A 13,120-nucleotide genomic window follows, 5' to 3' on the forward strand; every position below is an offset into this window, starting at 1 on the left:
CGCCGCTCAACCGCGACCCGGAAAACCGGCTCAGCCTCAAGCAGCTTCTCGCCCGCGCCGCCAAACTCGCCCTGGACGAGGCGCAGACCGCGACCCTCGCCGCGCGGCTCGACGCCCTCGACCGTCAGATCAGCGACGCCGAACGCGACGAATTGGCCCAGGTCGGCGGCGGCGCCGACCTGCGTGATCTCGTACGGCGCCTCGCCACCGCGGTGGACCCCGAGGAGCTGACCCGGGCCGCTGACCAGGGCGGCGAGGACGCGGTCGCCGAGCGCCTCAGGCAGGCCGCCCGGCCACTGGCCGAGAATCCGGAGCTGCGCGAGCGGATCATCGAGATCCGGCACAAGCACGACCAGCTCATCGACGAGATCAGCCGTGACGAGATCAGGGACGCGGACGTCGTGCCGCGAGAGCGGATCGCCCGCAACACGGTGGAGTCGTTCCGTGCCTATCTGCGCGCGCACCGCGACTCGATCGCCCTGATGCGGGCACTGGAAGGCAGTGGTACGGCCCGGCCGACCTGGGCGGAGGTGAGCGATTTGGCTCACCGGATCGAGCGGGTTCCGCTGGTCGGCAACGTCGTCCACCTCTGGGAGGCGTACGAGGACGCCGACGACAAGGTGTGCACGCGGGGCCACCGGGCCAGACCGACCGACCTGGTGTCCATCCTGCGGTATGAGCTGGGCCTCGACTCCGAGTTGCGGCCGTTCCGGAGTCTGGTTGAGGAGCGGTACGCCGCCTGGCTGGCCCGGCATGAGGCCGCGGATAGCGCCTTCTCGCCGATGCAGCGCTGGTTCCTGGACAAGCTGTGCGAGATCATCATCAACAGCGCGGAAGTCGCCGAGGACGCCCTCGACTACGCTCCCTTCGACCTGCGCGGTGGCGAGGACGGCTTCTACGATGCCTTCGGCGACCGCGCCGCCACCATCCTCGACGACCTGACAAGGACCCTCACCGCATGACCGACCTGCCCCCCGGCTGGACTCGCGCAACGCTGGGCGATCTTCTCATCCGCATCGAGGCGGGCAAGTCCTTCACCTGCGAGCCACGGCCTGCGGAAGAGGACGAGTGGGGCGTCATCAAGGTCAGCGCGATGACCTGGGGGACCTTCCGAGAGGACGAGAACAAGGCCGTCCCGGCACATCGCGAGATCGACCCGGCCAACGAGATCAGGCCCGGCGACATCCTGGTAAGCAGGGCGAACACCGCAGAGTACGTCGGGGCGCCGGTGCTGGTCGGCGAGTGCCGTCCACGGCTTCTACTCAGCGACAAGAGCCTGCGTCTGGTGCCATCCTCCGAGGTGGATCGGAGGTGGCTGCTCAACGTCCTGGCCTCACCCGACGTACGGCGGGCGATTTCGGCACGCGCCACCGGGACCAAGGAGTCCATGCGCAACATCTCGCAGCAGGCATTAAGCGAGATAGAGGTGCTCGTGCCACCACAAGCCGAGCAGCAACGAATAGCCGCCGTCCTCGGAGATCGACTTACTCTGTTGTCCATCGCACGTGACGAGCTATCAGCTGCGGGATCGCGAGTACCGGACCTGATCGACGGCATCAAAACGAATGCTCTCGCGGCCGCCGCATCGGCACCGATGAGGCCGTTGGAGTCACTCCTGAGAGAGCCGCTCCGCAACGGCTACTCCGGGCGGGCTTCCGAAGATGGGAAAGGCGTCAGGACCCTCACCCTGACAGCGGTGACGAGGAATCAGTTCACCGAAGCCAACACCAAAATGGCGGTCGCCGATGTCGAGCGCATTCGCCATCTATGGCTGGAGCCTGGAGACATCCTCATCCAACGGTCCAACACCCCGGAACTGGTGGGCACGTCGGCGCTCTACAACGGCGAGAAGCAGTGGGCGGTGTTCCCCGATCTGCTGATACGCGCACGCGTGAACGCCGATGTACTTCCCTCGTTCGTTCAACTTGTTCTGAGCTCCAGCGAAGTCCGGTCCTACTTCAGGTCCTCCGCCAAGGGATTGGCCGGTTCCATGCCGAAGATCGACCAAGGGACGATCCTCCGGACACGCATTCCCGTCCCGCCCCTTGGCAAACAGCAGGACATCGTCTTGCGAGTAGCTCTGCAGATCGCATCCGCTGTGCAGTTGGGCGAAACGATTCACAGGGCCGAAGAACGCGTGCTAGAGCTTCGTAACCAATTGATGAGAAGAGCATTCCAGGGGAACCTGGTCGCGCAGGATCCTGCCGATGAACCCGCAGACGAGCTTCTCCGGCGGATACGGGCTGAGCGGGAGGCCGCGGTTGAGGCAGGGCGGTCGCGTCGTTCCGGAGGCAGGAGCCGTACGAGATCGAGTGCGACGCCGTCGGAGAACGCGCACCTTCCGAGCAGTACGACCTCGGAGTCGGTGCCGGTGCCGCTGGCTACCGCGGGCGCGAGCCGTACCGGAGATCAGGAAGTCTTGTTCCAGGAGAGGGAGCTGTCGTCGTGACCGACACGCTGACGGAGGAGCCGGCGGAGACGCCTGGAGCGAAGTCGCGGGAGACGGCGGCGCACACGCGTTCGCTCGTGGACAAGCTGTGGAGCTACTGCGACGTGCTCAGGGACGCGGGGGTGCCCGCGATCGACTACGTCGAGCAGCTCACCTACCTGCTGTTCCTGAAGATGATGGACGAGCAGGAGAAGAAGCTCGCGCGCCGGGGCAGGCCGCACCGCACCCTGCCGCCCGGGATCGACTGGGACACCCTCGCGAGCAAGAAGGGCGGGGACCTCAAGGAGTACTACGAGCGCGTGCTGGAAGAGCTCGGCAGGCGCCCCGGCATGTTCCGGCTCATCTTCCTCGGCGCGCAGAACAAGATCCAGGCGACCGGCCTGCTGGAACGGCTGATCAAGGACCTGATCGGCAAGATCCAGTGGTCGAAGGAGGGCGTTGACGTCAAGGGCGACGCGTACGAGGAGCTTCTGTCGCGCAGCGCCAGCGACGTGAAGTCGGGGGCCGGGCAGTACTTCACACCACGTCCGCTGATCCGGGCGATGGTCGACTGTGTCCAGCCGACCCCGGAGGACACCATCGTCGACCCGGCCTGCGGCACGGGCGGCTTCCTGCTGCTGGCCAACGAATACCTGCGCCGTGAGCATCCGATGGAGTCGCTCAACCCCGACCAGCGCAACCGGCTCATCCACGGCTGGGCCTTCCGCGGGGTCGAGCTGGTCCGTGGCACCGCTCGGCTGGCGGCGATGAACATGCTCACCCACGGCGTGATCCCGGATGAACACCAGGAGATCATCGAGGTCGGCGACGCCCTGCTGGCGGAGCCGAAGGTGCGGGCGTCCCTGGTCCTCGCCAATCCCCCGTTCGGCCAGAAGTCCGCGATCACGGTCGTGGGCGAGGACGGGAAGGCGGTCAAGGACGAGGCCGTCTACGCGAGCCGTGACTTCTGGGTCACGACCAAGAACAAGCAGCTCAACTTCGTGCAGCACATCGCCAAGCTGCTCAAGATCGACGGTCGGGCCGCCGTGGTCCTGCCCGACAACGTGCTCTTCGAAGGCGGGGCCGGCGAGACGATCCGGCGTCGCCTGCTCAAGGAGTACGACGTCCACACGCTGCTGCGCCTGCCGACCGGCATCTTCTACGCCGGTGGGGTGAAGGCGAACGTCCTGTTCTTCGAGCGCCGACGCCCGTCTGACAGGCCGTGGACGTCGAAGCTGTGGGTGTACGACTTCCGTACCGGGGAGAGCTTCACCCTCAAGCAGCGGCCGTTGCGCCGCGAGCACCTGCAGGACTTCGTGGACTGCTATCTCCCCGGCAAGCCGCGTGGCGAGCGGGTGGAGACCGACCGATTCAAGGCATTCACGTACGACGAACTGATCGCCCGCGACAAGGTCAACCTCGACATCAGCTGGCAGCAGGACGGCGGGGACGACAAGTCGGCCGAGCACTCCCCCGAAGAGATTGCCCGCTCGATCGCGGCCGACCTCAGAACGGCCCTCACCCAGATCGAAGCCATCGCCGCCGCCCTCACCACCAACGGCCAAGCGGAGCCTTCCCACTAGGGCTTCTTTCGCTTAACGGGAGCGATCCCTGGGAACGTCAGCCGACTGCTCGATTGAGGTCCGAGGCTCAGGATCGCTTGCTTCCGTTGTGAGGTAGCGTGCGATCACCCATCTGCCGCGGCGATACCTGGAGGCTTGCCATGACAACCCAAGAACTTCCTTCTGAAGGCTTCGGGCTCGATGACGAGTTCGATGAAGAGGAGGAGTACGAAGACGACGATGACGAGGAGCGACTGGATCTAGAGGGCATGGATATTCACCAACTCCTCGAGGTAGCCGCTGACCCCGACGCGGAGAACGACGACAGGATCATGGCGATCGAGAAGCTGGTAGAGCTTGGCTCCTCATCAGCGGCGGCGATCCAGTGGCTGATGCACTCGCGCCACCTCCATCGGCTTGAGGGGTTCGATCACCGGAGCGAGGTGAATGATCTGGTCACTGGCCTCTCGGTCAGTGCTGAGGATCGAACGGCTGGACTCAAGATTATTATTGAGAACACGCGACTGTCCGACGTCGATCGGGCATCGGCGTTCGCCAAGAGCCTTGGTGACGGTCCCGGAAGAGCGGCCCGATACGGATCCCACAAGCCACTCATTCCCACACGCAATTTGATCTTCGGCCTTGAAGACATGATGAGCGAGGGAGATCCGCTGCCGGTCATCGATGTGATCAGGGAGATCGCCAGCGACCGCAGTCTCACGGACAAGGAGCGGGTCCGGGCTGTCACGGCGCTCACGGACGATGACAACTGCCGGGATGTGGCTGTGGAGTTGTTCCAGGAGTTGCTGCAAGACCCGACCCTGGTCGATGCTGCCGCTCGAAAAGATGCCGAGGAATGGGTCAACGCCCTCGGAGAGTAGTGCGACCTAGATCGTCCGGTTGATCGTGGCTGACCTCAGGTCGGCACTCGCACGCCATCTCCCTCGATGCGAACGACACCCGCTGCGGGTCGGGCTCCGCAGTGTTGAAGCGAAGGCCGGTTCTGCTTCAACAAGGAGCGGTGCGGGGCTGCCTTATTACGCCGCGCTTTAACATGCACCACCCCGAGGTCGCTGTATTAAAGATCAAGGTGCCTTCGCTTTAATATGCGAGCGGACGCGGCCGAGTAGTGAACCTCTCCGCCCACAAGCAGTGCCCCCGGCCCTGGGCCTGCGGAGCCTGACGCAGGAGCCGACGATCTATGCGTTGCGGCCGGCTGAGCCGAGGGCGAGGAGTTCGCGGAACTCACCGACGGCGGGGCGGTCGCGCTGGTCGTACGGTACGGCACGCAGCACCATGCGTCCGGTCTCGATGATGTGGTGGCTGCGATAGGGGGACGGGAGGGGATCGATCACCCTGGCCGCAAGGCGCATGCCCTCGTCGACGCCGCCCTGGACCACCGTGCAGAGTGCCTCGTGGAGCCGGACATTGGCACCGTACTGGTAGGTGCGAGCGAGCCCGAGCACGTCCTCCCGAGCCCGGTCCGCCGCCGACTCGACGCCCGCACCAGCGTAGACCCAGCTCTCGGCGAAATGGATCTGATCTGGTTTCCAGAAGCCGAAGGAGTCCGGCACGACGCCCGCTCCGGCCAACACGGCCAGGGCGTTTACCGTCTGCCGTGCCTCGTCGTGCCTGCCGAGCATCGTCAGGGCCTTCGCCCGGGTGGTCAGCAGGTCGACGCTAGGGCCGCTGGCGATCCGCTCGGCACTGTCGAGAAGGCGCAGGACGGTCTCCGGATCGCGCTGGCCGTATAGGCCGTGACCAGCCTCCTCGCCACGGACCAGCAGCCGCAGTCGCAGATCGCCCGAGGCGTCGGCCGTCTGGCGTGCCGTACGCCACCAGCGCAGCGCTCCCCCGTGCTCGCCCAGCCGGGTCAGCGCGTTGGCGTGGACGGACGACAGCGCAGCCGTGAACCGCTGCAACTCGACCGCATCAGCCGGGCTCGCGGTCTCCAACTGTCGCCGCACGGCCAGCAGATCGACCAGCAGATCAGCCGCCACCTGGGCCGGAGGACGCGTCCGCAGCGCGTACAGGTGATCCGCACACGCCAGGTCCCACTCCTCCAGACTGCGGAAATCACCGCCCACGGACTGATCGAGCAACCGGCGTACGGGTTCACCACACACGCCCAGCACACCGATCCCGGCGGCGGCAAGCTGCAGAAGACGACGGCGTTCCGTGGCGACCTCCTCCTCGGCGGGCCTGTTCATCGCCACCGTACGCAACCGGTCCAGCTCAACGACAGTGCCGTGCAGGGCCACAAGTTGTTGACCCGCACCCAGGGCCGCATCGAGACGGGTCACCACATCCGCGTGCGGACGAGCGAGCCCACGCTCCCATTTCGACAGGTCGCCGTCATCGACGTACGCCGCCTTGGCGACCTCACGCTGACTCAGGTGCCGCACATCCTCCCGCCAGTGCCGTACGGCAGCACCCAGCAGATGCCACCCCGACAGACTCGGATCCACCGGCTCAGAAACACGCGGCATGCCATCCCCCGATCAGTCATTGTCACTTTCTGAAATCAAATGATTACAGAAAAGGCTGGCAAAGGCCAGGTAGATCAGGGCTGCGAAAGCTTCTTCGGAGGCGACGTGAGGGGCCTCCGGTTGCTGGTCGTCGCTGGAGGCCGGGGTTCCAGCGTCCAGCCTCTTCCGAGCCTCCCGCCCGGTGCCCATGATGGCCACGGAAGGTCGATGACCTGGAAAATCAGGCGGGACCCGCAGGCGTTCGCAGCGCCGTACGGGTCCCTTGATCAGGAAGAGGTGTTCCTGACCTATGTCAAACGATAGGGCCAGCACGTCTGGCACGGCGTTCGCCGGGTGGCGGATCATGCGGAGCGACGCCGGACGCCTGTGGGCCAGCCGCGAGAAGCCGTTCTCCTCGGCGGCCGAGAACGCGGGCGCCTACCGCACGGTCGACGGCGACGACCTGCGCGAGCTGTGCCAGGCCATCGCCGAGCAGGAGAGCCTCGCCGACCTGGCGGTGACTCGTGATCAATAGCACTGTCGCCGACAACGGAACGAACGACCACGCCCGGGGCGACAGCACACGCGACGGTTGCCCACCGTGGTGCATGGACGCCCATATCGACGAGCACCCCGACGAGCGCATCCACAACGCCTGGGTCCAGGCCGTCGACCTGCACGCCATCCCCCTCGCGGGGCTCCCTCAGCGGCTCTGGCTCGACCTGGTCCTCTGTCACGGCGACCACGAGCCTCGCGTCCACCTCCAGATCGACGATCGCTCCCTCGTCGAGCTGACGATCACCGAGGCACGGGACACCGGGCTCCACCTCATCGGCCTGGCCGCCCTTGCCGACATGGAGACTCCATCGATCTCCCCCGCCCGCCCCTGACGCCCGCACCCGGGCAGTGCCCATGTCCGCCCACGCCCCGATGCTGCCGTAGGGCTTCTGTCCTTTCTCACGGAAGGTGGCGCGCAAAGCAACGCTCTGGCCTGCGGTACGCCAACTTCGGTGAGACACCGAACGGGCTGTCGTCTCAATGAAGTTGGCGTGCGCCGGAGGAGTGCGGTCAGCGTCTCATTTGAACTGGCGCGTGATCATGGGAGTGCGTCCCGGCTCGCGTGCGCCGCCAGCTCTGCTGGCGTGTCGGCGACGTCAGGTAGGTGAGACGGAGCGGCAGATGCCGCCAGGTTCGGTGAGACCGCGCCAGCTCCCGTGAGACAGGACAGCTTCTTCGTTTCGTCGGAACCCAGCCGCTCACTGGGTTCCGACATTGTCAGCGGGACGTTTAGAGTTCGATCATGCCGATGCTTGCCGAATCCGCGACACCGCCCGGCTCGATGGCCGCGCTGCCTCAGCCCGAGATCCACGCGGACGGCGTGGTGCTCCGGCCGTGGCAACCGTCGGACCGCCCGGCCGTCGTGGCAGGGTACGCCGACCCGGCGATCCAACGCTGGCACTGCCGGTCGATGAGCGACGACGAGGCGCGCGACTGGATCGACGCCTGGGCGGATCGATGGCGAAGTGAGAGCGGCGCCGGGTGGGCCGTGCTCGAAACGGGCCATGTCGTCGGGCAGATCAGCCTGCGCCGGGTCATCCTCGCCGAGGGCCTGGCCGAGGTGTCGTACTGGGTGCTGCCCAGCGCACGCGGTCGCCGCATCGCCGTCCGAGCGCTGTCCGCGATGACCGCGTGGGCCTTCGAAACGCTCCGGCTGCACCGCATCGAGCTGTGCCACTCCACGGCGAATGCCGCGTCCTGCAGGGTCGCGCAACGCGCCGGCTTCGCCGCAGAGGGCACGAAACGCGGCGAGGCACTCCACGCCGACGGCTGGCACGACATGCACCTACACGCCCGCCTCGACACCGACGTCTGATCGCGAACTATGCGGTGCCGCCGACGGACCCGAGGGTGAGGAGTTCGCGGAACCCTCGGCTGGGTCATCCGTCCTCGGGCCCGTGCGAACCGGCGAAGCGGAGGTACGGCGCGGCCGGGGCCGCTTGTGGAGACCGCCCGTCCAGGCCGTGCACGTACAGGGAACTATCGCATCGCTCGCGACAGGGTTTCATCCGGTGGGGCGTTCGGGTTCGTCGGTGAACAGGTCGGCGGCGGACGTGGCGGTGACGGCACGCCGTGTCCATTCATCGAGCCGGTCCAGATCCGTACACATGGTGATGCGGGTGCGGTCGGCGTCGGAGACGGGGATGCCCCGCGCCTGGAGAATGGTCAACACCGCCCTGGCCTCGCCCTTCGCGAGCCCCTTCGCGAGGCCCTTCGCGAGGCCCTTCGCGAGACCTTCCTGAAGCCCTTCTTCAAGCCCTTCTGTTCGGCCGGCCTGAAGACCCTTGCCGTAGTGCTGGCGCGCGAAGGGGCTGTAAACCGGCCAGGCAGCTGATTCCATGAGCTTCTCCATCACGAGTTGGGCGGCCAGCGGGGCCAAGCGGTATGCGTATTCATAATATTGCGAAGCGTGTTCGCCGGGGAGGTGCTCCAGCGCTGCCATGAACGCCTCCAACGCTCACATGGGTGATCGATCAAGGTGTCAGCCGCCGAAAGACAGACCGCGCTCATCAAGCGCGGCGCGGAGCGCCTTCATCGCCGCTGGACCCATGCCATGCAACTCCATGATCTCGACCTCGGTCGCCTGCGTCAGGCTCTCCAAGGACGTGAAGCCGGCGCCCTGCAGTGCCCGCTGAGCCGGGGCGGCCAGCTTCGGCAACGGCGTCCCGTCTTCGGTGCTCATCATGGTCTCCCGCATATCAAAACGTCCGCGTAAGGGGCGCCGGCCGATCGGTGGGCCCGCAATGGCCAACGATCTGAAGGTACGGCACAGCCGGGACCGCACCGGCGATGACCTCGGCGGTGAGCGGGCACGGGCCACCCCATGTGCTGACAATTTCGTTGGAGCAGCAGGTCGCGAAGGTTCTTCCCGGCCGTCTGATCGGGCCGGAGACTGTGAAGGAGGTGGCAGCGAATGATCCGTCATACCGGATCTGACGGATATGTTTACGAAACGAGGCGATCGTAAATAATCTTGCTGCCGGAGTTGTCGCGTTCAACCGACATCGTGGGAGTCCGGCCCGTATGACCGATCCGTCACGCGCCCCTCAGCCGTCACCCACCCCTCAGCCGGCACCGACAGCGCCGTCATCTCCGCCACCTCACGGCATCCAGCCCTCTCCGGACAACGTCCCGTCGCCGAGCGCTCAGCCCTCGGCCGCTCCGCCGCCCTCACCCCAGCCATCGTCAGGTTCGCAGCCCGCTCCAACACCCTCCCCACGCCCGCAGGCCGCCCCGACACCCCCGCCTCGGGAGGTGACCGGCGGTTTCTCGGGAATCGATCCCGCCGCGATGGACGACTTCGAGCGAGGCCTCGGCCGGGCGCAGGACGCACTCGGCCGGAACGAACCGCAGCTCCGCCGCGTATTGCAGCAGCTCAACCTGGACACCTCACGCCTGGGCGCCCTGCGCGAGGTCCAGAGCTGGATCGGCACCACCCGTCCCGACCTGCGACGCCGCAGCGAGACGATCCGATCCGAGCAGACCGAATGGGCGACCTCCTCCGGCGTGCCCGGCGGGCTGACCGCCTTCAACGAGGAGCTGTACGGCAAGGCCGCCCACGATCCCGACGTCTACGCGGCGGTCGGCAAGCTGACCGAGGCGGCCAGGAGCGGCGAGGTCGACGAGAAGACCGTGGCCGCACTGGAGAAGCGGATGGGAGACCAGACCTTCGCCGTCACGCTGATGAACGCGCTGGGCGCGGCGGGATTCCGCAATCTCATGACCAAGACGGTGAATCATCAGCAGGATAAGAACGTGGCACGGCTGCAGACCGCGCTCGGCAAGACCCTCGGCACGGCAAGCGCCAAGCTGAGCCCGGCCTGGCGTGACGAGCTCACCGACGATCTCGGCCGGTCCACCGTCGACTGGCGTTCGGGCTACGGGCTGGCTCTGGCGCTCAAGGACGGCACCTTCGACTCCGCCTTTCTGGTGGCCGTCGCCAGGAAGATCGACACGTGGAAGTGGACGGCGTACAACGCGCCGACCATCGGCATGAACCTCATGGAGGCGCTCAGCCGTAATCCCGCGGCGGCCCAGGACTTCTTCGCGGGCGATCCCAAGATGATGGAGCGCTACTTGACCTGGCAGACCATGCCCGACGGCGGTGCCGCGCTGGGCAAGGCGCTGGAGGCCGCCACGCTCACCTTCCGCGACCACGACGGCTCCCCACAACAGCCATCCCGCGGCTACCTGTCCGCCAAGCTGACCTCGGAGTTCATCCACCTGGAAGCCCAACGCATCGACGAGGAATCTTCCCCCGGCTCACGCGTGCCTCCCACCACCACCGGCCACATCCTCGCCGGCTACATCGCCGACGTGAACCGCATCGCTACGGATGCCGGCAACACCAAGGTTCCTGATGTGACAGATGTCGACAATCCCAACCTCCCTGGGCAGGACCCTTGGGGACCACAGTTCAAGAGGGAGGAACTGCATGCGGTGATGAAAGAGACGTTCGTAGATGCCAAGGCGTTCACCACGGTCATGGCCGCCCAGACGGCGTACGCCGGGCGTCTCCTTGACCACGGCGCCGCGCAGATGGCTGCCGGACAAGGCGACAGGGTGTTTGTGGCCAATGCGGGATGGATCGGGGCAGGCTTCGGCTTCATCGCGGACGCGGCGGGACTGGCCAAGATCGAGCAAGGCAAGGAACTCGACGAGGCGCAGCAGCGGAACATGAAGATCCTGACAGCGACCCTGAATACCGGGCTCGCCATCCCTCAGTCAGGGGCTTGGCCGATCACTGCAGGCGTCGTCGGCGCGTGGACCGGCCTGATCGAAGACAGTGTCAAAGGTGACGCCGAGGACAAGGCCCGCGACGAAGCTAACAGCGCGGTACGTCAAACCCATGACCTCATTCAAGATCTCACCGCTCAGGCCATGCTCAAGCACGGCCTCTTCGGCTCGGCGGACCCGCCCGCACCGACCCATCCCTGGGCCTCCCTTCAAGATCTGAAGAAGGGCGACGACCCCCGCGACAACCCCAGAAACTTCCTCAAGGACGATGGCCGGACACTTATGACCAGGGACGAAATGATTGACGAAACCACCTCAGGTAACCAAGAGAAGCGACTCGAAGCCTACAAACGATGGATCCACGGCGGGCTGGCAGGGGAGCGCTGGGATCGTCTCCGGGATCGCCTGGATCACGGATTCTCCGACGGTTTCGTCCATTACGCGTCATGACGAGGATGCGAGTCGCCACGGTAGTGGCGCTGTTGTGCGCGCTGGCTTTGTCTAGCGGCTGCCGACAAGAGGACCCGAAGATCGACCGTACGCCGCTCCCGACGGTGGCAGCCGCGCCCTACATCTGCGGCTACATCCCTCTGAGGGCTGTCGAACTGATAACGGGGGTGCGTGATCCACTGGTTCGCGGCAACTTTGACCTCACAACGGCTGGAGGTCTCGGTGATGGACGCTGCGCGGCCTATCAACGGGACGGCGAGCGACTGAGGGTGCTGCACATCGTCCTGATCCCAAGCGGAACCCAAGAGCGGGTCGAAAAGCAAATCAAGGACGGCGCTCGCCCAATGTCCGAGATCGTTCCTGGGTCCGTCGGCTACTACTTCAAGGATCGAGGCAGCAGGCGCAACGCCGCGTACGCGATGCTCGTCCGTGGCGAAGCGGAACTCATCATCGAGTTGGAGACCGGCGTCGAGGGGCGGGACAACGCGGCTGATGTGGTGGCGTTGATGAAGCTGATCGCGCCGAAGCTGATAACCGACGCCAGCGCCCCCGGGGCGACCATGTCCCCCTCCCCCTGAGAAGGAGTGATCACAGCATGGCCATGTTGGTGCCCAATCCGCTTCATCGGGCGTTGGGAGACGCCCTGCGTACGGCGGAGCCGCTGTTGCAGGAGATCACAAGCGGCATCGACACGCCGTTCCGGGCCTTCCACTCGGGCGGCGTATGGACGGGACCGGCCGCGCAGCGGTTCGACGCAGAACTCGCCCACCATCGCGCCCGTGTCCGCGACAGCACCGACGCCATCGTGGCCGACCTACGCCAGGCGCTGGCCGGCACGCCGCCCGAGGTGACGGACGAACAGGCCAGGACTATCAGGATCAGGTACGGCCTGGCCTGAACGAGTCCGGCAGGCGTTCGTCGGGTGGCGGATCATGCGGGGGGCGCCCTTCTGTCTCCTCCTCACCGCTTTCCATGCCGGCTCGGAAGTGATGCACCTGGACGAGTGGTGAGGCCACGAGGTGGACATCAACTTCCGTCCGGCGTCTCACCCGGCGGATCGTTCGGGTTCGTCGATGAACAGTTCGGCGGTGGAGGTGGCGGTGACGGCGCGCCGTGCCCATTCATCGAGCCGGTCCAGGTCGGTGCAGCCGGTGATGCGGGCGCGGTCGGTGTCGGAGACGGCAACGCCCCGCACCTGCAGGACGGTCAGGACCGCCCTCGCCTCACCTTCCGCCCGGCCTTCCGTCCGGCCCTCTTCGAGGCCCTTGCCGTAGTGCTTACGGGCGAAGGGGCTGTAGACCGGCCAGGTAGCCGAAGCTGATTCCATGATCTTCTCCATCATGAGTCGGGCGGCCTGCGAAGCCAAGCGATAGGCGTATTCATAGTAATGCGGAGCGTGATCCTCAGGGAGGTGTCCC

13 protein-coding genes and 1 pseudogene are annotated in these 13,120 nt (G+C 66.1%); 10 read left to right on the top strand and 4 right to left on the bottom strand.

Features of this window, described 5'->3' with window-relative positions; all coding sequences use genetic code 11:
• From Mth01_RS28075 to Mth01_RS28090, 4 genes are all read left to right on the top strand, one after another.
• Window positions 1–962 (top strand): type I restriction-modification enzyme R subunit C-terminal domain-containing protein (locus Mth01_RS28075; protein WP_204018982.1); only part of this gene is annotated, 962 nt, incomplete at its 5' end.
• A complete protein-coding gene (locus Mth01_RS28080) occupies window positions 959–2,449 on the top strand; it encodes a restriction endonuclease subunit S (protein WP_204018983.1) in 1,491 nt (496 codons plus the stop codon). The genes Mth01_RS28075 and Mth01_RS28080, both read left to right, overlap by 4 nt.
• The gene (locus tag Mth01_RS28085) at window positions 2,446–4,011 is read left to right on the top strand and encodes a class I SAM-dependent DNA methyltransferase (RefSeq protein ID WP_204018984.1); all 1,566 of its coding nucleotides are present in this window, start codon (window positions 2,446–2,448) and stop codon (window positions 4,009–4,011) included. Before Mth01_RS28080 ends, Mth01_RS28085 begins: the two co-directional genes overlap by 4 nt.
• 140 nt (window positions 4,012–4,151) lie before the next feature.
• Window positions 4,152–4,871, top strand: a complete 720-nt coding sequence (locus Mth01_RS28090; protein ID WP_204018985.1) for a hypothetical protein — start codon at window positions 4,152–4,154, stop codon at window positions 4,869–4,871.
• Window positions 4,872–5,189: 318 nt separating this feature from the next.
• On the opposite strand, the gene Mth01_RS28095 is transcribed toward Mth01_RS28090, so the two are convergent.
• A complete protein-coding gene (locus Mth01_RS28095; RefSeq protein WP_204018986.1) occupies window positions 5,190–6,479 on the bottom strand; it encodes a helix-turn-helix domain-containing protein in 1,290 nt (429 codons plus the stop codon).
• A gap of 289 nt (window positions 6,480–6,768) precedes the next feature.
• Between Mth01_RS28095 and Mth01_RS28100 the strand changes: the two genes are divergently transcribed.
• From Mth01_RS28100 to Mth01_RS28110, 3 genes are all read left to right on the top strand, one after another.
• Entirely contained in the window at window positions 6,769–6,993 is a 225-nt protein-coding gene (locus tag Mth01_RS28100) for a hypothetical protein (RefSeq protein WP_204018987.1), read from the top strand.
• Entirely contained in the window at window positions 6,983–7,348 is a 366-nt protein-coding gene (locus tag Mth01_RS28105) for a hypothetical protein (protein ID WP_204018988.1), read from the top strand. The genes Mth01_RS28100 and Mth01_RS28105 overlap by 11 nt, the downstream gene beginning before the upstream one ends.
• A gap of 410 nt (window positions 7,349–7,758) precedes the next feature.
• Window positions 7,759–8,331 carry a GNAT family N-acetyltransferase gene (locus tag Mth01_RS28110; RefSeq protein WP_239090063.1) on the top strand — a complete coding sequence of 191 codons (573 nt, stop codon included), beginning with the start codon at window positions 7,759–7,761 and terminating at the stop codon, window positions 8,329–8,331.
• Between the two features lie 189 nt (window positions 8,332–8,520).
• Here Mth01_RS28110 and Mth01_RS28115 read toward each other — a convergent pair whose 3' ends face one another.
• A complete protein-coding gene (locus tag Mth01_RS28115) occupies window positions 8,521–8,958 on the bottom strand; it encodes a FliH/SctL family protein (protein WP_204018989.1) in 438 nt (145 codons plus the stop codon).
• Window positions 8,959–8,997: 39 nt separating this feature from the next.
• Window positions 8,998–9,198, bottom strand: a complete 201-nt coding sequence (locus tag Mth01_RS28120; RefSeq protein ID WP_204018990.1) for a helix-hairpin-helix domain-containing protein — start codon at window positions 9,196–9,198, stop codon at window positions 8,998–9,000.
• Window positions 9,199–9,770: 572 nt separating this feature from the next.
• On the opposite strand from Mth01_RS28120, the gene Mth01_RS28125 reads away from it, so the two are divergent.
• From Mth01_RS28125 to Mth01_RS28135, 3 genes are read left to right on the top strand one after another with little or no spacing between them, the layout of a single operon-like run.
• A complete protein-coding gene (locus Mth01_RS28125) occupies window positions 9,771–11,702 on the top strand; it encodes a DUF6571 family protein (RefSeq protein WP_204018991.1) in 1,932 nt (643 codons plus the stop codon).
• Window positions 11,699–12,280 carry a hypothetical protein gene (locus tag Mth01_RS28130; RefSeq protein ID WP_204018992.1) on the top strand — a complete coding sequence of 194 codons (582 nt, stop codon included), beginning with the start codon at window positions 11,699–11,701 and terminating at the stop codon, window positions 12,278–12,280. The genes Mth01_RS28125 and Mth01_RS28130 overlap by 4 nt, the downstream gene beginning before the upstream one ends.
• Before the next feature lie 17 nt (window positions 12,281–12,297).
• Window positions 12,298–12,600, top strand: coding sequence for a hypothetical protein (locus Mth01_RS28135; protein WP_204018993.1), 303 nt, complete (start codon window positions 12,298–12,300; stop codon window positions 12,598–12,600).
• 147 nt (window positions 12,601–12,747) lie between these two features.
• Here Mth01_RS28135 and Mth01_RS28140 read toward each other — a convergent pair.
• A pseudogene (locus tag Mth01_RS28140) lies at window positions 12,748–13,120 on the bottom strand (hypothetical protein); the annotation flags it as partial.

The sequence above is a fragment of the Sphaerimonospora thailandensis genome, assembly GCF_016863115.1.
Classification (GTDB): domain Bacteria; phylum Actinomycetota; class Actinomycetes; order Streptosporangiales; family Streptosporangiaceae; genus Sphaerimonospora; species Sphaerimonospora cavernae.

Bases quoted from the DNA above. Each gene is read 5' to 3' on its own strand.
- Mth01_RS28080 (WP_204018983.1), top strand. From the start codon at position 959: ATGACCGACCTGCCCCCCGGCTGGACTCGCGCAACGCTGGGCGATCTT.
- Mth01_RS28090 (WP_204018985.1), top strand. From the start codon at position 4,152: ATGACAACCCAAGAACTTCCTTCTGAAGGCTTCGGGCTCGATGACGAG.
- Mth01_RS28095 (WP_204018986.1), bottom strand. From the start codon at position 6,479: ATGCCGCGTGTTTCTGAGCCGGTGGATCCGAGTCTGTCGGGGTGGCAT.
- Mth01_RS28100 (WP_204018987.1), top strand. From the start codon at position 6,769: ATGTCAAACGATAGGGCCAGCACGTCTGGCACGGCGTTCGCCGGGTGG.
- Mth01_RS28110 (WP_239090063.1), top strand. From the start codon at position 7,759: ATGCCGATGCTTGCCGAATCCGCGACACCGCCCGGCTCGATGGCCGCG.
- Mth01_RS28115 (WP_204018989.1), bottom strand. From the start codon at position 8,958: ATGGCAGCGCTGGAGCACCTCCCCGGCGAACACGCTTCGCAATATTAT.
- Mth01_RS28120 (WP_204018990.1), bottom strand. From the start codon at position 9,198: ATGAGCACCGAAGACGGGACGCCGTTGCCGAAGCTGGCCGCCCCGGCT.
- Mth01_RS28130 (WP_204018992.1), top strand. From the start codon at position 11,699: ATGACGAGGATGCGAGTCGCCACGGTAGTGGCGCTGTTGTGCGCGCTG.
- Mth01_RS28135 (WP_204018993.1), top strand. From the start codon at position 12,298: ATGGCCATGTTGGTGCCCAATCCGCTTCATCGGGCGTTGGGAGACGCC.